Below are 24430 nucleotides of genomic sequence, written 5' to 3'. Positions count from 1 at the left end.
GTGAGTTATTGAGTTACTTCAGCGGGATCCAGTAGCTCACCTTCACGGCGAGGAAGGTGTCACCCTTCGCCCGAAATGCGTCGAAGATGTCGCCCGGCCGCACCAGTCCCAGCTCGCGATTCGCGCTCTTGTCCTGCTGCCACACCACGAACATCGTGCTGCCCGGGCGCCATTCCCAGCGCAGAACGGCGTTGCTGCGGAACGACCTGACGTTGAAGTCGGGATCGGAGATCGTGAACGTCTGGCCGTCGGCCGTGACGTGGTGCGATTCCCCCGCACTCCGCGTGATGGTAGTGCCGTCGGTGCCGTATGCTCTCAGCTCAAAACCCCCGGCTTCGCGCAGCTCGCCGAAGCCGCGGTACGTACCGCTCGCCGCGAACGGCTCGAGGTAACTCTCGAGAGTGAGCCGCGGAGTGAAGGTATAGTTGAGACGCAGGCCGGCCGCGATCTCGCTCCGATCCACGTGGGCGAATACGTAGCGCCGTCCGAACGTGGCCGCGGGTCCGCCGTCGACGAATGTCACGTACTGCCGCGACGACTCACCCCGCTCCCACCTTGGACCGAGACGCAGCTCCCACTGCGGGCCGGGCCGGTATGTGAGACCGAGTTGGATGTCCCGGTTCCATCCCCCGAATTCGTCCTTCGATGCGTTGAGCCTGATCTGCCATTGATTGCGCGCGCCCGACTGATTCTCGAGCGCGATGCTGCCTCCATGGTTGGATGGCCTTCCCATGAGAGGCCCGCCGCGGGTGAGTGCGTCGGAGACCGATCGCGGCTCATAGTCGGCATACGCGCTCACCCGCCAGAAATTCGACAGGGTCGCATTGGAGGATGCCCAGAGCTCTGAGTAAGTCCGGACACCCTCGAAATTCCAGTTCGCTTCGGTGCCGGTCGTGATCGAGTACGATCTGTACCATCCCCGCGGTGCGGTCTCGCGATAAGTTATCCGTGCGTTCCCGCCCCGATCGTCCACATTCCCCCAAGCGCCGATATCATTTGGCTCCAGGCCGGGAGATACCTGGGAGTAGTCGATGTCCCACAACCAGTGCTTGCCGGAAAGCTTCCTGTGGCTGATGCCCATGCTGGTGCCGGTAAGAGTGCGGCGCGACGGATCCACGCTCACGTGCGATGCGTCGGGGCGCTGCCAGAACCGGCGCGACGAGAGTTGCTGTCTCAGGATCGCCACCGAGTCGCCTCGCACGTGTGTGGCACCGATGTACGGGCCGACGTCATACATTCCTCGCGCCCACCTGATTCGCGTATTGACGCTCGCCGTGTAGGCCGACTGCGCCAGGAGCGCGGCGAGGGGCGTCCCCGTCTCGAGCCCGCGCTGTACCATCGTCACCGTTCCGGCGATCGTAGAGCGCGTCCGCCCGAACTCCTGCTGGACGCTGGCCACCGCGTACCCCGTGCGCGGTGCGACGACCGCTTTTCCAAAAGTCGCCGAGGCCAGATCGTACGTCGAAACTTCCTCCTCCTCCGTCACAGCCGTGAGCGCCCCGATTGACAACCCCGATGGCAACCGGCCGGTGAGCTTGGCAGCGCCGAGGATTGTCGTATTGCCGATGCGCTCCTGGTAGTCCGCATCCGCGCTCCCAGGCGGGCGCGCGCCGATGCGCCGTGTGTAGTAGTACTCCGACCCTCCGAAGAGCTGCCGCCCCTCGACAAAGAACGGCCTGCGTTCCGGGAAGAACGTCTCGTATGCGGACAGGTTCACCTCGGCCGGATCGGCTTCAACCTGCCCGAAATCGGGATTGATCGTCACGTCGAGCGTCAGGTTCGGGCCGATCCCCATCTTGACGTCGCCGCCGGCGCGGAAGCCAGTCGCGTAGTCCCTGGCGAACGGATCGGCAGGGTCGGTCACCCTGATGAACCGGGAATCGGCCGCGAGGTATGGCAGGAGCTCGATGCGGCGGGTAGGGCGGACGCCGCGGATACCTGTCAGCGCGGCCATGCGCGACGACCATCCGGTTTCATTTCGCTTGACGAGGACCCAATAGCTTTGCTCGTTCCGCGCCGGAACCTTGCGCGTAAGGTTGACGCCCCACTCCTGAAAGTCGCCGGGGTTGAACCGGAGCTGCGTGAACGGTATCCGCATCTCCACCGTCCAGCCGATCGAATCAATGACAGTCTCCGCCTCCCACACCGGATCGTAGTCGTAGTTTCGCTGGTCCTCGAAGTCGCTGCCGTGGAAATAGTCTATTCGAACAGCGGCGGGGGTCACCGCGAACGAGTACGCAGTGCGCCTGTCCCGGTGTGTGTCGAGCGATACGATGAGTTGCTCCGAGCTTCCCTCGCGATCCTTGCGTGTTATGAGAGCGCGAATGTCGCGGGGGCTTCGGCTGTACATCCTCGCCCCGATCCAGAGCGCGTTCTCGTCGTACGCGAAGCGAACTTCAGTACGATCCAATGCCGGTGCACCTTCGCTCGGCTCGCGCTGAATGAAACCTTGCGCTGGCGCAGCGGTGCGCCACACCTCTTCGTTGAGGCGCCCATCGAGCCGGGGTAAGCCACCGGTGATGCGAACCGCCTCGATAATCTGAGCCGGCAGTGCCGGGGCGGCCGCCGAGAGAGCGGCGAGCGCGGCAAGCGCGAGGCGGGAAGGCTTCATCGCTTTACTGGACCCGCCTCCTCGGTCAGAGTCTCACCACAGCAGACGCAGCACGTGTATTAGTGACCGGCGCAGTACATCTACATCAGTCCTGCCATCTACGGATTAAGGGGGATGAGTTCCCTGAAGCCTTCCCGACATACCGGGTTGGAAGTGACCTCGTGATTTTCCCATCGCACAAAATAACGCGACCGTGTCAAGTGCACGAGGCACAGGGAACAGCTTCTGACACGATTGTCGTAATCAATCCCAGGCCGGGCCGCAAGGCTCCTACTCGTAAATGTCAAAAGGTGGCGCCATTTCTCGCAAAGGCTATTATCGCCTGACCAGCGTCACACGGTACCCATACGCTGGCGCTCACTGAGCCTTCACTACAATCAGCCCTTTCATGAACGGGTGCGGCGTGCAGAAGAAGTTGTAAGTGCCAGCCTTCGTGAATGTGTGGGTGTAAGTCTTTCCGGGCTGGATGAGCCCCGAGTTGAAGCTCTTGTCCACGGCAGTGACAGTGTGAGGCAGAGGATCATTGTTCTTCCACTCGACCGTAGTCCCCACAGCGATCTCCTGCCGCGACTGGAGATAGTTGAGGTTCCTGATGCCAGTGCGAACGGTACTCGCGGCGCGACGCGCGGGCGTTGACCTTGGCGGCGACGCGGGCGCCGAGGGACGAGGCGTAGTCGTTCGACGCGGGGTTGCGGGCGAAGTCGGCGGAGTCGTCGCTCCTGTGTTTGCACGCGGCACCGTCACCCGCGATGTGTCGCGGTGCGGGCTCGGCGCCGGCGTCGTGTCGCCCGGTATCGGTGCCGGAGCGGGCGCGGTCGGAGGCACGCTGGTTGGCACATTACTCGCCGGTGCGGGCGCTGGAGTCGGCCTCACGGCGACGGTCGTGGTGTCGGTGTTCAACGCCGCGACAGCCGCAGCCGAATCCGCCGTCGCTGCAGCCGACGCTGAATCGCCAGCCGACTGTTCTTCACGACGGCCGAAATACCGGCGCAGCGTGAGGGGAATCGTAAACTCGAATCCGTAACGCCTGCCCTCGATCCCCCGCGACGCACCCTGCAGAGTCGACACGAGCGTGTTCGTCACCTGCAGCGAGAACGTGTGAGGCGAAAGCGGAATCGCCAGGTGCAGGCCTGCGCTCCAGGCAACACGCTCGGTCGAATCGCGACTGGTCAGCGATGCAACGTCGCCGGCGAGCGCGACGTACGTTCCGAGCCGAACCGTTCCACCGCCCCCGAACGCGTAGCGGACGTTGCCGGACTCGAATGGATCCGAGAGAGCCCGCGCCACAGCGATGAGACGCGCGGGACCGACGCGACGCGCAACCGAGACCTCACCGTCCACACCTTCGCCGGCATTGTTGTATCCGATCTGACCGGCGAGGTCGAGCGGCGCCCCATAGTCCTCAGAGAGAGGAGCCCAGCGCGCGAAAAGCTCCCATTCATTCGGAAAGCGCGGCGCGAGCGCGGAGTTGGTGGAGTAGTTGACACCGGCTAGAAATCTCATCGGCAGCCCGGCGGCGAGGAGGAACGTCGGCACGTTCGAGACTTTCCGCTCAGGCGCGCTGCCCGTCGAGAACCGATGGATGAAATGGAAGTACAGTGTGCCCGGAGCACCCGTCCAATCGGCCGAGAGATTCGGTGGACGATCGAGCAGCGACTGGGCGTTCGATGGCGCTGGAACGACGAGCATCAGAGCGGCAAGGACTGGTGCATGCCTGCTGACTAGTCGAATAGCGTGAACGCGATGACGGATGCGCATGAGCGTTGGCTGTGAGTGGACGCGGCGCGTCAGCGCACGCGTATCCTTCCATTCATGCCGTCGTGAATCGTGCAGAAATAGTCGTAGTCGCCCGTTGCTGCGCCGGAAGAGGCGCAACCGCAAACTAGGTTGGCGTCGATTGCGGGGCAGTTCGCGTGCGGCGCGTTACAACTTCTTCGAGGGGAGGGCGTTCATTCGCGCGGCAGACGCACGACTGTGAGAAGGATGGGCGGCCATCGAACGGATGGCGCGGTAACTGCAAGAATCGCTTTCGGTACACACCAAGGCACGTGCCGGTCCGACCCGTCGGACGATCATCCTGCAGCAGAGGTTCGTATGCCCAGCAACATCAAACGATTGATTGGCCTCGCCGCCCTGACGCTCTTCGTGGCATGCAGCGACTCTTCCGGCCCGAAATCGAGTCTGACCGGAAGCTACGCCCTGATCACCATCAACGGCGCCGGCATGCCGTTCGTGGTCTTTTTCGATCAGGGCTCCAGGCTCGAGATCATCGGTGGCGACGTCACGCTGAACGCCAACAACACCTTCAGCAGCTCGGGTACGTATCGGCAGACGCTGACCGGCGGGCCGTCCCAAACCGTGACTGAAAGCTGTAACGGCACCTATACCGTGAACGGGAACAGCATCACGTTCACCGAGCCGACGATAGTGGGTTCTAACTGCGGCGGCGTATACAATGGAACGTGGGACGGCTCGAATACTCTGACCGTCGCCTTCGACGCCACCGTACAGGCGGTGTTCCGGAAATAGCCTTTCACGAAAAAGCCTTTTCACATAGTCGCCCCGTGGCGGACGTTCTGATCCTGGGCGGCACCCGCAACCTCGGCCACGTTACGGCGCTCGCGCTGCTCGAGGCAGGTCACGAGGTCTCGGTATTGAACCGCGGGATGACGCCGGACGAGCTGCCGCCGGCGGTGCGCCGCCTGCGCGGAGACCGCACCGATTCCGTCGCGATGCGCCGTGCCGTTCCTGATCGCGATTTCGATCTCGTTCTCGACACGACGACATACACCGGCGCCGATGCACGATCGGCCATCGAGGTCTTCGGCGGTCGCGTTGGACGATACGTCTTCATCAGCACGGGTCAGGTCTACCTCGTGCGCGAGGGCATCTCCCGTCCGTTTCGGGAGGACAGCTACGACGGACCGGTGATGGCGGAGCTGCCGCGCCACTCGGACGACTACGACGCGTGGGCATACGGCGCATGGAAGCGCGACGCGGAGGATGAATTTTCCGCGGCGTTCTCACGCGAAGGATTTCCTCTTACGACTCTCCGCCTCCCCATGGTTGCGTCCGAGCGAGACCACTACGGTCGTATCCAGGCGTATGTCGCGCGGCTGCTCGATGGACACACGATCCTGGTTCCCGACGAGACGGGTCTTCCCCTGCGACACGTGTACGTCGGCGATGTGGCTCGGATTATCGTGCAGCTCGTCGCCTCACGCGAAGGTACCGGACGCGCGTACAACATTTCCTACGGCGAGTCCATGTCGCTCGCGGATTTTCTTGCGACGCTGGCGGTATTTGTCGATCGGACGCTCGACGTTCAGCGTGTTCCCCGCGCGGAGCTGACGCGTGCCGGCCTCTTGCCCCACTGCTCGCCCTTCAGCGGACGATGGATGTCGGAGCTCGACAACACACGCAGTCTCGCCGAGCTCGGAGGAGACCGGATGAGCTATACGAGCCCTGAGGGATACCTTCCATCGATCATCGAGGACTACCAGAAGCGATGGCAGTCGAATGGAATCATCCCTTTGGGTTACGACCAGCGGCTGAGAGAGAAAGAATTCGCCTACTGAATCACAGGCGGGTTACAGGCCCTAGCTTTCCAATCTTCGGCGCATCAACCGCGTCACGTTTCTCCCGCCGGGCTTCTGAGCCTTTCCTCCGGCGCAGGTGCCTGCCCGCCCTGGACAACGTCGGTATCCACCCGCCGAAATGGAAGTGAAAACGCGAACACAGATTCGTCGCCGGGAAACTCCGCCCACGCGCGTCCACCGAGGGATTCGACCGTATCGGCGACGATGCTCAGCCCGAGCCCGGTGCCCTCGATGTCTGTTGCAACGTTGTGCGCGCGGAAGAAGCGCTGGAAGAGGCGATCGCGCATTTCGGGAGGCACGCCGTGACCGTTGTCGCGAACGCGGACGACGAGCTCGCGGACTCCCTTGGGGCGGGCTTCGACGGTGCCGTTGATCTCGGCAAAGCGGCTCGGTTTCGTCGGATCAGCGTACTTGATTGCGTTGGAGAGGTAGTTGGCGAGGCACAGCTCCACTGCCGCGGCGTTGATCTCGATATTCGGGAGGTCCCCAAGTCTGATCTCCAGTCCGGCATCCCTCGCCGATTCTCTCACCTCGCGAATTGCTTCGCCCGCGGCTTCGGGAAGCTGGACGTGTCGATGCTGACGCGAATCGTTTTCGGTCCGCGACAGTGCGATGAGATTCTCGACCGAATGCCGCATGGTTCTGGCGTTCCTGACGACTATCTCGAGGAACTGCTTCTGCTGTGCCGGATCGAGGTCGGGCATCTCCAGGAGCGCTCCCCCGGCGCCGAGTATTGCCCCGATCCGATTCTTGATCTCGTGCGATACGGTCTGATTGAATGCCCGGAGGCGCGTTTCGCGATCGGCAATTTTTGTGTCGCCCAGTCGCAGGAAATGCGTGGTGGTCGTCTGCTGAATGATCGTGACCGCCTTGAAAAGGCGCTGGCCGCAGTGGAGCAGCTCGCTCTTTTCGCACGGCTCCGGTATCTCGTCGGCGGCTTCAGCGAGAAACGCGAACAGAATGCCGCCGAGTATCTCGTACTCCTTGAGTATCTCGTAAACGTCGAAGCCCTGCCCGTGCCGAAGCGCCCCGAGCTCCATTGCCTTGGCTACCACGGGCATGTCGGCGCTCACCTCGTTTACAGGATCCTGGAGGTAGTCCGCAACTCCCTGAATCAGGAGCGGTACGTGATCGAGGAGCTCTTCCGACGGGAAGATCTTGTTTTTATCGAGTGAGACCCTGGCGGCAATGCGCTCGAGCCAATGGGCCGCGAGCTCCCTCCGGGATTCACGGAGCCGATCGGCGAGAACGTCGGCCAGGGGGCATTCGCGCGAGGTTCCGTCCGACATTTATGAGATCCCCGCAACAGAAGTTGACATCCTATCGAAGGGCAGGGTGCATGGAGCGCGCCGGATACACTTACCCAGAGGATGACAAGGCCGCTCTGCCTTTCTTTTCAGCGCGATGCCTTACCTCATCCTGACTTCGATCACCCCGCCCATGCCGCCCTGGATTCCGAATGTCGCGCCGGCCTGTGTAACGTCGTAGTAGCGGAACTCCTTCGTGTGCCAGGCCGGAATCCGCCGAAGTGTCTCGAGGCCTGCCGTGCTGCTGCCCATCGACGAATACAATCGCAAACTCGGTGTTCCCGGAGCCGAACGTCGACGCACCGCGCGAGACGAGCCAATTCGGGCGCAGGCGCGCTATGGCGTCGTAAGAATTCATTACGTCAGCGTGAGCGAGAGCGACTTCCTGGGCAGTCAGAAGGTCGGCCTTTCGAGGAACCGTTTGCGCGGGGGAGGAGCCGGCTCCACCGCTTCCAGATGCGCAGCCGATGGTGGCCGCGACCGCCAACAGAACAAGATACTTGGCCGACAAGGTGTCCTCCCGGTTTTGATCAGCTCCCGCTCCCTAAACTCTGCGGCGCAGCATCTCCTCCCGCCAGTATCAAATACCCCGGAACAACAAAACCCCCGCATCGACTACTCGACATAGGGAGACTGATTCATCTGACGCGCCCGAAGGGACTCGAACCCCTAACCTTCTGATCCGTAGTCAGAACCATACACTAACCATTAACGACAAATTGTCGGTCTACAGAGGGAAATCGGGCGTCGGTGCCGGACTTTCCCGACATTCATGCCGTACTTTGCCGGGAGAAACGGGTAAAGAAACGGGTAAGGGAAGCGTCACCAGCTCCAGGTACCGTCTGCATTCCATCGACTTCTTAATCGTGGAAGTAATCCGATTTTCTCAAGATACGCTCCCGTTAAGGATCTTCCGTCCTGACTCCAACACGACTGTCGATTGCAAGTATGCTCCGGCGAGAATCCTTCCGCCTGCGCTTGTCCGTACGTCACTGCGGCTGAGAATCGACTTGTCAGCGTGGGATTGGCCGCGGCGAAAGGTGGCGTGACGAACTCCTTCGCAGTCCTGTCAACAAACACAATTGCTGAAGAAGGCGGTGTTTTTACTGTGGTCATTATCGTGCCCAGTACCAGAACTCCGAATGCGGCGCCGAACGCCACCTGTAGCAGTTTCTTCATAAATCCTTCTCTAGTGATCCGAGAGCCTATCGAGTGTTCGGCTAAATGCGGAGCCGCCGCGAAGAAACGAAAGGTTCGTAGCAAGCCCGTTGTCTCTCGGGAATGAATTGCAGGAACGGTTCGACCCTCGCGCAGCCTGCGCCGCTCACCCCCCTATCACCTTGGATGCTCGACTCAGGTTCTACCCCAGTGCAACGGGCGGCTTCTTTTTGACCGGAGGACTTGGGCGTGGGGAGTATCATCTCTGCTGCGATGTGCAACACCTCTCCTTGGATCTCGCCAGGCATAGCCGTACCGATTCTGTAGCGCCTCCATAAAGGCGGCTGAGGCGCACAACTGCTCCACCAGGGAACTTGGCAACCTCTCCTCGAGCGCGCACACAAAGCAGGGCTGAGCCTGCGAGTGGACCGGGCAGCTCATTTCCGCCGACGCTTGGCGGAATCCCGCTCTAGCAGTTCTCCGGGCTCGACCGACAGCACGTCACAGAGAGCCTCCAACAGTTCCGCGTCGAAGTTCTGCACACGACCTGAAAGCCTCGCCATCCGGTAGGCGGTGGACATGCTGATCCGCCCCTTGGATTGCTTCGAGAGGGCGTAGGCAGACATTCCCCGCTCGTCCAAGAGTTCCGGTAATCGTAGCCGCATCAGCATACGATGAAGCTATCTGCGATCCGTCGCTATTGTCAACGCTCGCAGTTGCTAGGCTTGACAGCAGCAACAACAAATGACGGTCGGGTTTTGTATTTTGCGTTTTCGTGGTCCGCGACGAAATGCTCGGAGAGCGGCGAGTGGCTTCTGGAGCAGCCAAGCGCATGATCGGTCTCCCCCTCCAGTTTCTCGACGATAATCAGGTCTATTCGCCCGAAGCGTTCCTGGTGCTCGTCGGCATAACGGGCCAGTCGCTTCCGAGCGTGATCACTACGGCAGGATCCAGGCGTACGTCGCGCGGATGCTCGATGGAAATGCGATCCTCGTTCCCGATGAACGGGGACTTCCGCTTCGACATGTGTACGTTGGCGACGTCGCTCGCCTGGTCGTCCAGCTTGTCGGCTCGGGCGAAGGAATAGGACGGGCCTACAACATCTCGTACGGCGAGTCGATGTCGCTCGCTGAACTTCTTCCGATGCTTGCGCGCCTCGCTGAACGCAAGCTGATCATCGAGCGTGTACCTCGCGCCGACTTGCAGCGTGCGGGTCTGCTGCCTCACTGCTCACCATTCAGCGGACAGTGGATGTCGGAGCTCGATAACACACGCAGTCTCGCCGAGCTGGGAGGAGCCGGGATTCGATATTCGTCTCCGGAAGCGTACCTGCCCGGGATCATCGAGGATTATGAAAGCCGCTGGCGCTCAGGCGGGATCGTACCGTCGGGCTACGATCAGCGGCAGAAAGAAAACGACTTGTCCATCGCGTAAGCCCCGCCATCGATCGTCACGTTCGTCCGAAGCAGCTGATGCTTGCGGGACCACTACTCGACAATCGCGGCCCGCTTCAACGCAAACAGATCTGGAACGGGGTTGTAACCAGTGAAGGTGAGGTCAGTGTTGTTCCTCAGGGCAGCCCGGAACGCGACCACCGCGCCGTTGGTAACGCTCCCTGATCCGCTGTTGAATTCGATGGTTTGCGACGGAAAATACATCGTGCCGTCCATGGTGCTGGTCGACCCTGCCTTGAATACGTTCGTCAGATTTGGCGCCGCTGGGTCCGAGTAAAAAAGAATGCCCGGTAGAGCGCTGGCCGGGTCAGTGTTCGCAGAGATATTCACCGTCACGTTGGCCTGCATGAGAATGGGTCCGTAATCTCCGCCAAGAGGCGAAACGGTGTTGAAGAAGCTGACGCCAGTGCCGAGGCTCGTCAGCGTGGACCCTGCCGATTTCACCTCGAGCCCCCCTCCTCTCAAGATGTAGAGGCCGGGGTTCAACATCGCTTGACCATTGAAGACCTTGAGGCCATAGCAGTAGGTTCCGGGGTTCAATGTCATCGCGCTCGTAACTTCCAGCGAGGTGTAGTCGCAAGTGTTTGGCACTGGTGGCATCGGGACCCACGCGAGCGGGTCGGCCACCGGTGGCATGCCCAGGTCCGGAGTGGGGCTGAAATTGGTCCCCGAGACGCCGCCCGTCACCCCAATCGTGCTGGCGATTATATGACCTTGATCGCTGACATCCGCGGCATTGGAGGCGGTAGAGTTCACAGCGACGCCGCATTCGCTGCCGGTGAGACGAGACGTATTATCCACGCTGAGGGCGGAATTTCCTGCAGGGTCCAGTACGATAAAGCAGTACTCGGCCAGGACGATACCGGCGACTGCCCGGCTTCGGACGGTCACAAATCCCCAGCCGAAAATGCCCGCGAAATACGTAGGCACAGTCCGTTGTACTTCGACGCCGACGAACCTGGACCCGACGAAGGTTCCACCTCTCGCGGGGTAGGTCACTGTTATGGTGTCGGCTCCTACCAGGTCAGCAAATCCGTTTCTTGCCGTCTCACTCTTTGCCGAAGCGACCACCGAGTCCCTTCGATTTCTGAGAATCTCGACGGCTCCGGCCAGGGCCCCTGCGTCGGCGGCCGTTTGTGCCAGTCGTTTTTGCTCCTGCAGGGTACCGCCGTCGATGCTAAGCACCAGAAGGCCCATCACGGCGACCATCGACACTCCCATAATGATCAGGATCGCACCGCGCCTGTTGCCCGGCCGAGCTGAGCCCGTCTCAGGTCGCTTCATTTATTGCGCGCGAAACGTCGCGGTCCGCGTGATTGCGACCGTCGGTGGTAGACCCGGGTAGTCAATCAGAAATGCATACGTCTTGCTTGCGCTGACGTGAACGAACACCTGAGGAGCGCCATACGAGGCACACGTGCCCGTACAGGCGGGGGTACTGCCGTCGGGACATCGGCAGAAGCGGCTCGATGCTACGGTGATTTCGCCGAGGTCTGCTGCATCATTTCGCGTTGCCTGCTCTATGCCGGCAAAGTTGCCGCTCGTCGTCGTGCTCTGCGCCCCGTACTGCGCGCCGGCCCGAGTGGCATTGGCCACGGCGATGCTTGTGAAATAAAGCCGTCCGAAATCGGCCACGCCGACGGCGAGCAATGCAAGCAGCGGAAGAGTCATCGCGAGCTCTACCGCTGCGGCACCCGCGTCTGAGCTTCGAAGGGCTCTCAACGCTCGAACAACTGCATCACGCATGTTCCCACTCCTGGATGCCAGCATCAGAAGGCAATGACCATCTGAGAGCTTGCGCTGTCGGTATGGGCGGGAATGAATGGTCCCCGCCGAGGAACATTGTGGGCGACGCTGACGGTCACCACGGAGCCCGGGCGCTTGTTGGGGGACCACGTTGTGTAGACCCGGAACGCGGCTGTGTCGAGCGATGTTCGCGTTTTGACGTATTCCGAGACCGACTCGGCGGTTGCGGTTCGCCCGCTCGCCGTGCCGCGCACGACAGCGTAGCGTGCTCCTTCCCGCACGTCGGAGGCAACGCTGTTTTTTTGCCAGACAGCGAGGCCGAGTTCGATAATGCCGAAAAGTACGATCATGAAAACCGGGGCAGCTATGGCAAACTCCACCAACCCTGTACCATTCTCGGACTTCCAAAACCTGCGTGAGAGCAAAGAGATGCGCGTCATAGGGCTGGAATCCTCCCCTGAAGGCCGCCGACATTTGTAGAGCAGCGCGTCCCGGCGGAGACATGGAATCCCGGCGCTGCCCAATTCGCGTTCTCTAGGGCGACGAGCGAGACTTGAAAAACGTCACCCGTTTTGGGGGAAACGCCTATTAGCTGGCCCCGAAGGTCGGTTCAACGCGTGCCGCGAGTTCCGTGGATGCGATTTGATAGCAAAAAAAACCTGCATCGCGTTCGCGACACAGGGTCAATCCATCATCTGACGCGCCCGAAGGGACTCGAACCCCTAACCTTCTGATCCGTAGTCAGATGCTCTATCCAATTGAGCTACGGGCGCCCATGCTCACTTCCATCACCCAAAACGCATGGGCGGTACAAGACTCGAACTTGTGACCTCCACGATGTCAACGTGGCGCTCTAACCAACTGAGCTAACCGCCCCTGAATCAAACGCCGGCGTCACGACCGACCGCCGGCGCTAAGCGGGAAACGGGACTCGAACCCGCGACCCCAACCTTGGCAAGGTTGTGCTCTACCAACTGAGCTATTCCCGCGTATCTCCGGAAACGCAAATCCGATTCTCAAATCTAATCGCTGACCCCTCGCGCCCCGAACCGGATGGAGGTGAGGGGAATCGAACCCCTGACCTCTTGAATGCCATTCAAGCGCTCTCCCAACTGAGCTACACCCCCGGCCTTTTTCCCTCTGGACAACCGCGCCCGAGAGGAACCGCGAAGGATATCCGCGGGTAGAATCGAAGTCAAGAAATCGCACTAGTATTTTGCTCCGCGGCCGGTATCTTGCAGCGCCCGAACGTCCAACGAAAACAATTCCTAGGATCACAGATGTTTTGGGGCGGTATTGAATTAACGTGACCCAAATCGGCGGCAAATTGCTGCCTCGTGCGTCAAATTCGCTGCACTCGGCGTTCGCCGTGTCTAATAAATAAGAAGTATTTCGCTAAGGACCTGAGGTGTCCAAACAATGGCTGAAGTAAAGCGCCGCCGCCGAGCGGCCGCACCGGGGGGAATCGCGCCAAGTGAGCCGGAGCGCGACATCCTCGATCAGTATCTCTATGAGGTCAGTACTTACCCGCTCCTCAAGGGAAACGAAGAGATCGAGGTTGCCCGGAAGATTCGTGCTGGAGACCAGGACGCGCTGCAGGAGCTCGTAAAGCGCAACCTGCGCTTCGTCATCTCCGTCGCAAAAAAGTATCAGAACCGCGGACTTCCTCTGATCGACCTGATCGGGGAAGGGAACGTCGGGCTGCTCACCGCTGCCCGAAAATTCGATCCCGACCAGGGAGTGAAGTTCATCTCCTATGCGGTGTGGTGGATTCGTCAGGCCATCCTGAGCTCGCTCGCGCGCCAGGGGCGAACCGTGCGCGTTCCGCTCAACCGGACGGCCGACTTGTCGCGCATCATCAAGGCGTCGGAGATCCTTCGCCAGAAGATGCGGCGCGAGCCGACGCCCGAAGAGCTGTCGCATCTCACGGGACTCTCGGTCGACGTAGTGCAGTCGCTCGCCGCGCTCAATACAGGCGACGTGCGGCTCGACGCACCGATGGATCCGGAAGGCGATCGCTCTCTGATCGAGCGGTTCGTCGCCGACGAGATGCCAGACACCGAGGAGGAGGCAATGAACCGCTTCCTCAACGATGAGATCGAGACGGCGTTGTCGACGCTTCCTCCCAGGGATGCGAAGGTGCTGCGCCTGTACTTCGGACTGGAAGGCGGCCGCGAGCACACACTCGAGGAGATCGGCTCGATGCTCGGCGTCACCCGCGAGCGCGTTCGTCAGCTGCGCGATCGCGCCTTGAAGCGCCTGCGTGAGGGGGATGTTGGTCGAGCACTCGGGAGCTTCGCGGCGTAAGGCAACCGACGAGAAAAACGAAACGGCACGCCCGAGAAATCGGCGTGCCGTTGTTTTTTAGACCCATTCAGTTTGCGCGTTGCGAGTGTACCGTTTTTCAGTCGTCCGTCATTCCGTCGCTTTGCCGGGATGACATATCGCGGAACCGATTAAGCCCTGATGTGTCATCGCGGCAATGCGACTGAATAACTGACGACGGGGCAACAGGAAACGCAGAACGCGCAAACTGAATGGGTCTGGTCTGTTAGTTCATCCTCGACTGCGCGTTCTCCCCTGCACAAATCGCTCTATCAAATCCACCGTTCTCAGCCGCGACAGAGAAGCCGGCCGAGTGCCCAGCACGCGCTGGGCCGTCACCGCCAGGTGGGACGACGACGCAAAGCCGAGGATGTGGGCGATGTCGCGGATGTCCAGGCCGGGATTCTTTGCGAGCTCAGCCGCGGCGATCATCCTCACGAGGTCGATCACCCGCTTGAGGTTTGGTGAGCCAAGCCCCGAGAAGTTGCGGCTCAGGTGCTCGCGACTTACGCCTGCCGCTTTCGCCAGCGCGCTCGTTCGCACCGGCCGGCCCCCACCGGCGAGAATCGCCCGCCAGCTCGCGAGCTGCATTCGTGTCTCGAGTCTGAGCGCGGGTGGCGGGCTGACGAGCGCCGCATAAAACCTGGCGGAAAATGTCTGAGGTGCGACCAGCTCCCGCGCCACCGGCTCGTCGATCCCGTCGGCAATTACATCGCAGAACTCGAGCGCGCTGCAGCGCGCGACGGCAGGCGCGTCGGTTGCCCGAAGGGGGCTGATCGCAAAGAACGGCGCACTCGGAAATTCCTGCGCGAGAGCGGCGATCTTCCAGGTCTCGTCAGCGCTTCCGCCGTTCGTCGGGAGCGGTCCATCGCTCCCGCTCGACGCGAGCGCCGCGATTGCCAGTGGCGATCCAATGTCGACGAGCGCCGCGTCGACCAGAGTCCGCCGCAAAGCGTCCGCAAATTCGCCGGCGTCACGCGCGGCGATGACCCGCCATTTTCGTTTCGGAAACGCCGTTCGCACGAGCGACCGCGCACGCTCCCGGGGAACGAAGGCAAGGATGGTGGGAAGATCCGCGGTATCCATGGCGATGCTAGACGCCGGTCGCCGCGAGCTCGAGGCTCGGACGTCCCTCGATGAATTGGCAGACTATTGGGTCGGTCGTGTGTTTTATCTCTTCCACCGTTCCAACCTGTCGCACCTTGCCCTCGTAAAGCATCGCGATCCGCGAGCCGACCGTGTAAGCGCTCCGCATGTCGTGAGTGATGACGATGCTCGTGACGCCGAGTTTCTCGCGTGTGCGCACCATGAGCTGGTCGATGACCGCGCTCGTCACGGGGTCGAGCCCCGTCGTGGGCTCATCATAAAGGATGTACTTGGGACGCCGCGCGATCGCTCGCGCGATTCCGACGCGCTTCCGCATTCCTCCGGAAAGCTCGGCCGGGAACTTCCCTTCAACTCCCGGCAGGTCTACGAGCTCGAGCGATTCGCTGATCCGCTCCTGAATCTCGGATTCGGGAAGCTTGTGCTCCTTCCGGAGACCCATCGCCACGTTGTCGCCGATGCTCATCGAGTCGAACAATGCGGCGAACTGGAAGACGTAGCCAATCTTCGAGCGGAGATCGTACAGCTCGGGGCGGGTGAGCCGCGGGACTTCCTTGCCGTCAACCCAGACAGTGCCCTCGTCCGGCTCGAGCAGTCCGACGATGTGCTTGATCGCAACGGATTTTCCGGAGCCCGAGTAGCCGATGATTACCATCGTCTCGCCTTCCGCCACGTCGAGCGAAAACCCTTCCAGCACTGTCTTGGGCCCGAAGGACTTGTGGACGTCAACGAGGCGGATCACGTCGCTAATCTAACCGGGGCTGCGATAGCTCGTCTCCTTGCAGTCACCGGCCGCTTGTGATATTTTTCACAAGCAAAACGAGGCGGGGATTCTGCCCGATGATCGCCCGCCCGCGCCGCTCGAAAACCCGCCCACAGCAAACCACATCTATGGCTACCGCTACCACTCTTCGTCCGGGCGAAATCAAGGACATCCTCCTCCGTGAGATCGAAGCCGCCGACCTCCAGGACCTCGACGTCGAAGAAGTCGGATCCATTCTCGAGGTCAAGGACGGCATCGCTCGCATCTACGGACTCGCCAAAGCCATGTCCGGTGAGATGCTCGAAGTCACCTCCTCCGAGACCGGGGAGAAAATCACCGCCCTCGCGCTGAACCTCGAGGAAGACAACATCGGCGCCGTCATCCTCGGCGACTATCTCCAGCTCAAGGAAGGCGATGAGGTCCGGCGCACGGCCCGAGTGCTCGAGGTTCCGGTCGGGCCAGAGCTCGTCGGACGCGTAGTCGATCCACTCGGCAGACCGCTCGACCAGAAGGGGCCGATCACCACGACCCAAACGCGGAAAGTCGACTCCAAAGCGCCAGGCATCATTGTGAGACAGCCTGTGAACGAGCCGCTGCAGACCGGCATCAAGGCGATCGACTCGATGATTCCCATCGGACGCGGCCAGCGCGAGCTGATCATCGGCGACCGCGGCACCGGAAAGACCGCCATCGCCGTGGACACTATCATCAACCAGAAGGGCACCGGCGTCATCTGCGTCTACATCGCCATCGGACAGAAGAACTCGACCGTCGCGTCAGTCGTCGAAAAGCTTCGCCAGGCCGGCGCGATGGACTATTCCATCGTCGTCGTCGCGAGCGCATCAGATCCCGCGCCCATGCAGTACATCGCCCCCTACTCCGGATGCGCGATGGCCGAATACTTCATGTACAGCGAAGGGAAGCCAACACTGTGCGTGTACGACGATCTCACCAAGCAGGCAGCCGCGTATCGCCAGCTTTCGCTCGTGCTTCGTCGCCCGCCCGGCCGTGAAGCGTTTCCGGGCGACGTCTTCTATCTCCACTCGCGTCTGCTGGAGCGCGCGGCAAAGCTCAGAAACGATGACGCCGTCGTGGACGGCGTGAACATTCTCAAGCCGGGTGGATCGCTCACTGCGCTTCCCGTGATCGAGACCCAGGCCGGCGATGTGTCCGCGTACATTCCGACAAACGTCATCTCGATCACCGACGGTCAGATCTTCCTCGAGGCCGACCTTTTCTACGCGGGTGTTCGCCCCGCGGTGAACGTCGGCATCTCCGTCTCGCGCGTCGGTGGCAACGCGCAGATCAAGGCGATGAAAGCGGTCGCGGGCCGCCTGCGGCTCGATCTCGCCCAGTACCGCGAGCTCGAAGCGTTCGCCTCGTTCGCGTCGGACCTCGACGCGGCGACGAAGAAGCAGCTCGAGCGCGGTGCGCGTACGGTCGAGCTCCTGAAGCAGCCGCAGTTCCAGCCGATGCCCGCAGAAGAGCAGGTCGTCGTGATCTACGCCGTGACGAACGGATTCCTCGACGAAGTTCCGGTCGCCGAGATCAAGGAATGGGAGCGCGGCTTCCGCGAGTACATCGCCGTAGAGTATCCGCAGGTGACAGACTCGATTCGCAAGGAGAAGGTTCTCTCGAAGGACAGGGAAGCCGATCTCCGCCGCGCGATCGAGGCCTTCAACAACATGCGCGGAACCGAGAAGACGGCGGCCTAGCACATGGCCAAGGGTCGCGAGCTCAAAGGGCGCATCCGCTCCGTGGAAAACACGCGGAAAATCACGCGGACGATGGAAATGGTCGCCACGTCCAAGATGAAGCGCGCGCAGGACCGCGTCGTCGCGGCGCGTCCTTACGCGAATTCGCTCACGGAAGTGATTGCCAGCCTCTACTCTCCGGAGCTGGCCAAGGAGTTCCCGCTCCTCCGGCAGCCCAGCTCGGCAAAGAAAGCAGCGGTGTTGTTGCTGACCTCGAATCGCGGACTGGCCGGCGGCTTCAACGCCAACCTCATCAAGGAATCGAGAAACCTTTTGCGGCGGCTCGACGGTGAAGGAACGGAGACACTGCTCCGCATCGTCGGGAAAAAAGGGCTCGGCTACTTCAAGTACATCAGTCGCGCGATCGAGTCGAGCCGCATCGACTTCACCGATCGTCCCACCGCGCAGAATGCTTCCGAGCTCGTCGACGATTTGATCGGCCAGTTCGAGAGGGGCGAGATCGACGCGATTTACGTCGTCTATGCCAAGTTCAATTCGGCGCTTTCGACGCCACCGACAACGGTGAAGATACTGCCCGTGTCTCCACCCGAGACGAAAACGGAAGGCAAGAGCGGGGGGATCAGGAAAGACTACCTGCTTTTTCCATCAGCCGAGGCGATTCTCGCGCAGCTGCTGCCGCTTTACGTGAGGAACTCGGTGTATCGCGCGCTCGTCGAGACCGCGGCGGCAGAGCAGGGAGCGCGGCGCACCGCGATGAAAAACGCAACCGACAACGCCGGCGACATTCTCAACGTGCTTCGCCGTACATATAACCGCGCCCGTCAGGCGCAGATCACGCAGGAGATTGCCGAGATAGTCGGCGGCTCCGCGGGCCTCGAGGGATAACAATGGCAGCCACAGTCGCTCCGACCAGGAACATTGGCAGGGTCGTCCAGGTCATCGGACCGGTTCTCGACGTCGAGTTCGAAGCCGAGAAGCTTCCGGAGATCTACAACGCACTTCGCATCACCGCAAAATCGGACGCGGGCGGCGACATCGATGTAACCTCCGAGGTGCAGCAGCACATCGGACGCAACCAGGTGCGCGCGGTAGCGATGTCCGCCACCGACGGCGTCGTCCGCGGTATGGAGGTTGTCGACACCGGAACGTCGATCACCGTGCCGGTCGGTGAAGCCGCGCTCGGACGGATTCTCAACGTCCTCGGTCAGCCGGTGGACGACGGCCCTCCGATTCCCGACAACGTCGAGCGCTGGCCGATTCACCGTATGCCGCCGCAGTTCGCCAACCTCGAGCCGAAGACGGAGATCTTCGAGACGGGAATCAAGGTCATCGATCTCATCGCTCCGTTCGTGAAGGGCGGAAAGACCGGACTGTTCGGTGGGGCCGGCGTCGGCAAGACGGTCGTCATCATGGAACTCATCAACAACGTCCAGAAGGGACACGGCGGACGCTCGGTGTTCTGCGGCGTGGGCGAGCGCACGCGTGAGGGAAACGATCTTTACCTCGAGATGAAGGAGTCGGGCGTGTTGAAGGCCACCGCCCTGATCTACGGGCAGATGAACGAGCCGCCGGGAGCGCGTCTGCGCGTGGGGCTCACAGGTCTCACCGTCGCCGAATACTTCCGCGACGTTGAGAACCAGGACGTTCTCGTCTTCATCGACAACATCTTCCGCTTCACGCAGGCGGGCTCCGAAGTTTCCGCGCTTCTTGGACGAATGCCGAGCGCGGTTGGTTATCAGCCAACGCTGGCAACGGAGATGGGTGATTTGCAGGAGCGGATCACTTCGACGAAAACCGGCTCGATCACGTCAGTGCAGGCGATCTACGTCCCGGCTGATGACATCACCGATCCCGCACCGGCGACGGCGTTCGCGCACCTCGATGCGACCGTCGTTCTGTCCCGCGCAATCACCGAGTTGGGGATCTATCCGGCGGTCGATCCTCTGGCGTCTTCGTCGCGAATTCTCGACGCCCAGTTCATCGGCGACCGCCACTATAAGGTTGCGACCGATGTGCAGCGGATTCTCCAGCGCTACAAGGAGCTCCAGGACATCATCGCGATTCTTGGAATGGACGAGCTCTCGGAAGAGGACAAGCTCGTCGTCGGTCGCGCGCGCCGTCTGCAGCGATTCATGTCGCAGCCGTTCGCGGTCGCCGAGCAGTTTACGGGAATTCCCGGCAAGTACGTGAAGCTCGAGGACACCATTTCTTCGTTCGAGCGAGTCGTCGCCGGCGAGTTCGACCAGCTTCCGGAGCAGGCGTTCTACATGGCGGGCTCGATCGACGAAGTGGTCGAGCAGGCCAACAAGATGGCGAAGGAGTAGCGGCAGGTGCTAAAGGTGTCCGTGATTTCGCCCGAGGCCGTGCTGTTCGAGGGAGAAGCGGAGGCCGTAGTTGCGCCGGCGTTCGACGGCGAAGTGGGCATTCTGGAGAATCACGCGCCGATGATGACATTGCTCGGGAAGGGCGAGCTTCGACTCGGGAGCGGTGGCGCGGGCAGCGCGGGGGATAAGAAATTCAACATTGACGGCGGATTCCTACAGGTTGTCGACAACACGGTTCGGGTGGTAACGGAGCGCGCGGCCGCGAGCTGAGCGGGGGCTGGCCGGTCAGCGAATGCGCGTCCAGACAAGTACGGCACCGCAGCTGCGCCCGGCTCTGTCGCGGTACTGGGGCGGAATCCCCGCGGATGACCCATACACTTCTACCCCTTCGATCTCGCCGGGGCGCGTCAGCTCGTCCAGCTCTGCGTTGACGGCCTGAACTCCGTCGATCCAGAGAGTGGGCCGACAGCCTCGTATTCGGATCGAGTTTCCCCCGCGAACCGATGGCCGGATGGCGATTCCGGGAAACCTCCGGAGCATGTCGGTGGTGTACACGGGATTTCGACGATCGATCTCCTTTCTCTCCACAAAGTGGCCCGACCGGTGGATCTTCCGACGCTCGTAGAACTCCCGCATCCTCCCGCCCTCGATCGCCGCGACGTGTACAGTGTCGAGGATCAGGGGCGCGCGCTCGAGAATTATAGATACGGGTTTGCCCGTTGAAACGCTGGCGGCGAGAAACGAGCGGGAGTATTCTCTGTACCCAATGCAGCGGACCCGAAGCTGCACCGGGGCGCCGCGGACCTCGGTGAACGAGAATTTTCCATCGCTCGTTGTCCGCGCGGTCTCGCTGCTTTCTCTGCCTCGTTGCAGGACGACCTCTGCGCCGGCAATCGGAGCGCCATCGATGTCTGTGACCACGCCAAAAAAGTCGATCACTGGCGTCGCCATGATCTTCTGCGCCGTCAGTACCGGCGCTGAGGCAAACAACAAGTAGAAGGACAGGGAAAAAACAAGCGGGATATGGATTCTCAGGAGGGTCGCAGTCTTTAGGGTAAGGTGCGCGCATCCGGTGTCAAGCTCCGATCCATGGGGTCTGCAAATAAGCGACTTGCGCCGAAGATGAATACGCCCAAACTTCCATAGACCGCATGCAGCACGAATTTCGTCGATGCAGGTTTCAATACCGCCGGCGGTCTGGCCGGCAAGGAGGAAGAATGCCTAACGCTCGTAAGTTGGCAGTTCGCAGATTCCTGATGTGTATCGCTCCCGCTGTACTGGCCCTTGTTCCCGCCGTCGCGATGGCGCAAGGCACCGGGACGATCACCGGCGAGCTCAGGGAATCCGGAACAGGAAGGCCGATTTTCAGAGGACGCGTCACTGTCGTCGGCACCCCGCTTTCAGTTCCGACAAACGACGACGGGACATACACGATTCGCAATGTTCCGGCCGGTCGCGTCGAGGTACGCGCGTACTCTCTCGGACATGAGTCGCAGAGGCAGACAGTCGCTGTCGCCACCGGCCAGCCTGTACAGCTCAACTTTTCGCTGCCCCTGGTAGCCGTACAGCTTGGGGAGATCGTGACGACCGCAACGGGCCTGCAACGGCGGCTCGAGCTCGGAAACGACATCTCACGTGTCGACGCCGCAGCACTGACCGCAACGCTCCCCATCAAGAACATTGCCGATCTACTGACGGCGCGCGCGCCGGGAGTGCAGGTCACACCCGGCACAATCACCGGAACGCAGTCGCGAATTCGCATTCGCGGGACGAACAGCCTTTCGCTCAACAATGATCCGATTTACATCATCGACGGCATTCGCATGGAGGCTTCATCCGGGTCGTCCAGCATCGGCGTTGGCGGCGCGATTCCCAGCCGCGTGGGGGACATAGATCCGGAGCAGATAGAGAGCATCGAGGTCGTGAAGGGTCCGTCGGCCGCAACGCTGTATGGAACCGACGCAGCCAACGGAGTCGTGGTGATCACGACCAAGCGCGGTCGCCCGGGTCGGCCGAAGTGGAACGTCTACGTCGAGCGCGGCCGCCTTACCGACGAGAACACCTACCCGACAGCGTACACGCTTTTCGGCCACAGGCCCGGGGAGACGACAGCGCGTCAGTGCACGCTCGCGCAGGTTTCCCTCAAGACGTGCCTCCAGGACAGTCTGAAGTCGTTCAATCTTTTCGAGGATCCGGAGACGACTCCGTTGTCAACGGGGTGGCGTGAACAGTACGGCGCGCAGGTTAATGGAGGCTCAGAGACCCTTCGCTATTTCCTTTCCGGTGAATACGAGGGGGAGACTGGCGTTTACAAGGTGCCTCGGTTCGACATCGAGCGACTGAATGCGACGGTCGGCCGAATTCCTGGAGAGCAGCTTCGTCCGAACTCGCTGTACCGGGCAAACCTTCGCGCAAACGTCAACGTCACCCTGACTCCGAGGGCCGATATTGCGGTATCGACGGGATTCGTCTCCAGCACTCAACGCCTCCCGCAGACGGATAACAACACGACCGGGTTGCTATCAAGCGCCTATGGCGGGCCGGGCTATCGCGACAATGGCAACACAAGTCTTGGTTTTCCGCTCAATGGCTATCGCATTTTCACACCGGGGGACGTTTTCCAGGATGTGGTGACGCAGGAGATCAACCGGTTCATCGGAAGCGTATCGCCTTCCTGGCGGCCGGCGAGCTGGCTCTCGGCACGCGGCAACTTTGGTGTTGACTACACTAATCGAGTGGATTCCGAGCTTTGCCGACGCGGCAACTGTTCGGATTTCGGTACAAGCCGCGAAGGATTCAGAATCAACAATCGTACGAACTTTTTCCAGTACACCTTCGACGTGAATGGAGCGGCGACGTTCAACCTCCGTCCGGAGCTGACCTCGAAGACAGCCCTTGGTGTTCAATACTTCCGCAACGTTTTCGCTCGCAATGGGGCCAGCGGCAGCAACCTGCCGCCGGGAGCCGTGACGGTGACGGCGGGGGCCGTGAGAGATGCGGCCGAGGTAACCAGCTTCGCGATCACCGCGGGCGTGTTCGTCGAGCAGACGTTCGGATTCAACGATCGCCTGTTCCTGACCGGTGCGCTGAGGGCCGACAACAACACCGCGTTCGGGCAGAACTTCGACGCGGTTTATTATCCGAAGGCCAGCCTCTCGTGGGTTGTGTCCGAGGAGGGTTTTTTCCGAAAGCCGGGCTTCCTCGATCAACTGCGCCTCCGCGCCGCGTATGGAGCATCGGGGGTTTCCCCAGGCACGAATGACGCGCTCCTTTTCTTTTCACCGCGCACAGCCAACTTCGGCGACCAGGGCGTCCCCGGCCTCACCTTCAATGCGGTTGGCAACCCTGACCTCAAGCCTGAGCGAGCGCTCGAGTTCGAGGGCGGCATTGATGTCGGCATGCTCAACAACCGCTTCTCCTTCGAATTCACCGGCTACCGCAAGCGCACCAGCGACGCTTTGATTCAGCGGATTCTTCCTGGCTCCATCGGGATCACCGCATCGCGCTTCGAGAACATCGGTTCAGTGGAGAACAGAGGATTCGAGACCGGCATTCACGCCCAGCTTCTGCGGACCGATCGGATCGGGATTGATCTGGGTATCAATCATTCGATCAACGACAACAAGATCCTGACGCTGGATAACAACGCAGCCGGCGAGCCGATTCCGATAATTGTTGCCACCCAGATCCAGCACCGTGTCGGTTACCCGCTGTTCGGGTACTGGCACACCGCGATCAAGAGCTTTGCCGACACAAATGGCGACGGCCTCATCACCCAGGACGAAGTCGTGGTGAGCGACACCGCGGAATATCAGGGACGACAGCTCCCGCACGTGGAAATGTCCTTCAGTCCGGGGATAGAGCTCTTTGGTGATCTGATCCGATTGAGTGCCAGCATAGACCACAAGGGAGGCTTCAAACTCCTCAACGCCAATGAGCGGATCCGGTGTCAGAGCCGAAGCAACTGCCGTGGCCTTTCGGATCCTAGCGCGTCGCTGTTCGAGCAGGCGCGCAACGTTGCACTTCGCGACCACCCACTCCGTACGCAGGGGGGGTTTATCGAGAAAGCCGACTACACCAAACTCCGTGAGGTCGCACTGACACTGACTTCGCCACGACAGTGGAATCTCGCGCGGCGCTTAAACGCGGATCGCGTGAGCGTGACCATCGCCGGCCGTAACCTCAAGACGTGGACCGACTACAGCGGCATCGATCCCGAGTCCGCCTACTTCGAGGGCGGGGGTGGAAACGACATCCAGACAGATTTCCAGACTGCACCGCCACCGCGGTACTTCACGCTCCGCCTGAACCTGGGATTCTGAGG

Annotated in this window: 20 protein-coding genes and 4 tRNA genes; 9 read left to right on the top strand and 15 right to left on the bottom strand. The window is 61.3% G+C overall.

Translation table 11 applies throughout. The features are described 5' to 3' along the window. Positions 1–13: 13 nt before the first annotated feature. A complete protein-coding gene (locus tag VES88_16350) occupies positions 14–2611 on the bottom strand; it encodes a DUF5916 domain-containing protein (protein ID HYN83055.1) in 2598 nt (865 codons plus the stop codon). Positions 2612–2968: 357 nt separating this feature from the next. Further along, a complete protein-coding gene (locus tag VES88_16345) occupies positions 2969–4369 on the bottom strand; it encodes a cupredoxin family copper-binding protein (protein ID HYN83054.1) in 1401 nt (466 codons plus the stop codon). 336 nt (positions 4370–4705) lie between these two features. Between VES88_16345 and VES88_16340 the strand changes: the two genes are divergently transcribed. Together VES88_16340 and VES88_16335 are read left to right on the top strand one after the other, a co-directional pair. Next, entirely contained in the window at positions 4706–5140 is a 435-nt protein-coding gene (locus VES88_16340) for a hypothetical protein (protein ID HYN83053.1), read from the top strand. A gap of 35 nt (positions 5141–5175) precedes the next feature. After that, on the top strand, positions 5176–6189 hold the full coding sequence (locus tag VES88_16335; GenBank protein ID HYN83052.1) for an NAD-dependent epimerase/dehydratase family protein: 1014 nt from the start codon (positions 5176–5178) through the stop codon (positions 6187–6189). Positions 6190–6242: 53 nt separating this feature from the next. Here VES88_16335 and VES88_16330 read toward each other — a convergent pair whose 3' ends face one another. From VES88_16330 to VES88_16320, 3 genes are all read right to left on the bottom strand, one after another. After that, a complete protein-coding gene (locus VES88_16330) occupies positions 6243–7499 on the bottom strand; it encodes a sensor histidine kinase (protein HYN83051.1) in 1257 nt (418 codons plus the stop codon). 120 nt (positions 7500–7619) lie between these two features. Beyond that, positions 7620–7769, bottom strand: coding sequence for a hypothetical protein (locus VES88_16325; protein ID HYN83050.1), 150 nt, complete (start codon positions 7767–7769; stop codon positions 7620–7622). 1343 nt (positions 7770–9112) lie between these two features. Next, complete coding sequence (locus VES88_16320; GenBank protein ID HYN83049.1) at positions 9113–9340, bottom strand: helix-turn-helix transcriptional regulator; 228 nt, start codon at positions 9338–9340, stop codon at positions 9113–9115. A gap of 304 nt (positions 9341–9644) precedes the next feature. On the opposite strand from VES88_16320, the gene VES88_16315 reads away from it, so the two are divergent. Next, positions 9645–10109, top strand: a complete 465-nt coding sequence (locus tag VES88_16315) for a hypothetical protein (protein HYN83048.1) — start codon at positions 9645–9647, stop codon at positions 10107–10109. A gap of 53 nt (positions 10110–10162) precedes the next feature. On the opposite strand, the gene VES88_16310 is transcribed toward VES88_16315, so the two are convergent. The 7 genes from VES88_16310 to VES88_16280 form a co-directional block, all read right to left on the bottom strand. Further along, positions 10163–11413 carry a pilus assembly protein TadG-related protein gene (locus VES88_16310; protein HYN83047.1) on the bottom strand — a complete coding sequence of 417 codons (1251 nt, stop codon included), beginning with the start codon at positions 11411–11413 and terminating at the stop codon, positions 10163–10165. Beyond that, positions 11414–11875 (bottom strand): TadE family protein, encoded by a 462-nt coding sequence (locus VES88_16305; GenBank protein HYN83046.1) that lies wholly within the window; start codon positions 11873–11875, stop codon positions 11414–11416. Between the two features lie 23 nt (positions 11876–11898). Next, positions 11899–12315 carry a TadE/TadG family type IV pilus assembly protein gene (locus tag VES88_16300; protein ID HYN83045.1) on the bottom strand — a complete coding sequence of 139 codons (417 nt, stop codon included), beginning with the start codon at positions 12313–12315 and terminating at the stop codon, positions 11899–11901. A 259-nt stretch (positions 12316–12574) separates the two neighbouring features. Next, positions 12575–12648, bottom strand: a tRNA-Arg gene (locus tag VES88_16295). A 29-nt stretch (positions 12649–12677) separates the two neighbouring features. Then, positions 12678–12751 (bottom strand) — tRNA-Val (locus VES88_16290). Positions 12752–12791: 40 nt separating this feature from the next. Beyond that, positions 12792–12864 (bottom strand) — tRNA-Gly (locus tag VES88_16285). A 65-nt stretch (positions 12865–12929) separates the two neighbouring features. Then, positions 12930–13002 (bottom strand) — tRNA-Ala (locus VES88_16280). A 292-nt stretch (positions 13003–13294) separates the two neighbouring features. Here VES88_16280 and VES88_16275 point away from each other — a divergent pair. Then, positions 13295–14182, top strand: a complete 888-nt coding sequence (locus VES88_16275; protein HYN83044.1) for an RNA polymerase sigma factor RpoD/SigA — start codon at positions 13295–13297, stop codon at positions 14180–14182. Positions 14183–14431: 249 nt separating this feature from the next. On the opposite strand, the gene VES88_16270 is transcribed toward VES88_16275, so the two are convergent. Both VES88_16270 and VES88_16265 read right to left on the bottom strand, forming a co-directional pair. After that, complete coding sequence (locus VES88_16270) at positions 14432–15286, bottom strand: helix-turn-helix domain-containing protein (GenBank protein ID HYN83043.1); 855 nt, start codon at positions 15284–15286, stop codon at positions 14432–14434. Positions 15287–15293: 7 nt separating this feature from the next. Beyond that, complete coding sequence (locus tag VES88_16265; GenBank protein ID HYN83042.1) at positions 15294–16046, bottom strand: ABC transporter ATP-binding protein; 753 nt, start codon at positions 16044–16046, stop codon at positions 15294–15296. A gap of 149 nt (positions 16047–16195) precedes the next feature. Between VES88_16265 and atpA the strand changes: the two genes are divergently transcribed. From atpA to VES88_16245, 4 genes are read left to right on the top strand one after another with little or no spacing between them, the layout of a single operon-like run. Further along, complete coding sequence (gene atpA, locus VES88_16260; GenBank protein HYN83041.1) at positions 16196–17782, top strand: F0F1 ATP synthase subunit alpha; 1587 nt, start codon at positions 16196–16198, stop codon at positions 17780–17782. A gap of 3 nt (positions 17783–17785) precedes the next feature. Further along, entirely contained in the window at positions 17786–18667 is an 882-nt protein-coding gene (locus tag VES88_16255; protein ID HYN83040.1) for a F0F1 ATP synthase subunit gamma, read from the top strand. A gap of 2 nt (positions 18668–18669) precedes the next feature. Next, positions 18670–20106 (top strand): F0F1 ATP synthase subunit beta, encoded by a 1437-nt coding sequence (gene atpD / locus VES88_16250; GenBank protein ID HYN83039.1) that lies wholly within the window; start codon positions 18670–18672, stop codon positions 20104–20106. 15 nt (positions 20107–20121) lie between these two features. Then, entirely contained in the window at positions 20122–20376 is a 255-nt protein-coding gene (locus VES88_16245; GenBank protein HYN83038.1) for a hypothetical protein, read from the top strand. A gap of 15 nt (positions 20377–20391) precedes the next feature. Here VES88_16245 and VES88_16240 read toward each other — a convergent pair whose 3' ends face one another. Next, a complete protein-coding gene (locus tag VES88_16240; protein ID HYN83037.1) occupies positions 20392–21057 on the bottom strand; it encodes a carboxypeptidase regulatory-like domain-containing protein in 666 nt (221 codons plus the stop codon). A gap of 284 nt (positions 21058–21341) precedes the next feature. Between VES88_16240 and VES88_16235 the strand changes: the two genes are divergently transcribed. Continuing rightward, positions 21342–24428, top strand: coding sequence for a SusC/RagA family TonB-linked outer membrane protein (locus tag VES88_16235; protein HYN83036.1), 3087 nt, complete (start codon positions 21342–21344; stop codon positions 24426–24428). The last annotated feature ends 2 nt before the right edge of the window (positions 24429–24430 follow it).

The organism is Gemmatimonadaceae bacterium (genome assembly GCA_035633115.1).
GTDB lineage: Bacteria > Gemmatimonadota > Gemmatimonadetes > Gemmatimonadales > Gemmatimonadaceae > UBA4720.
The sequence above is the reverse complement of the archived record's forward strand: the minus strand, read 5'-3'. Positions and strand labels throughout refer to the sequence as shown.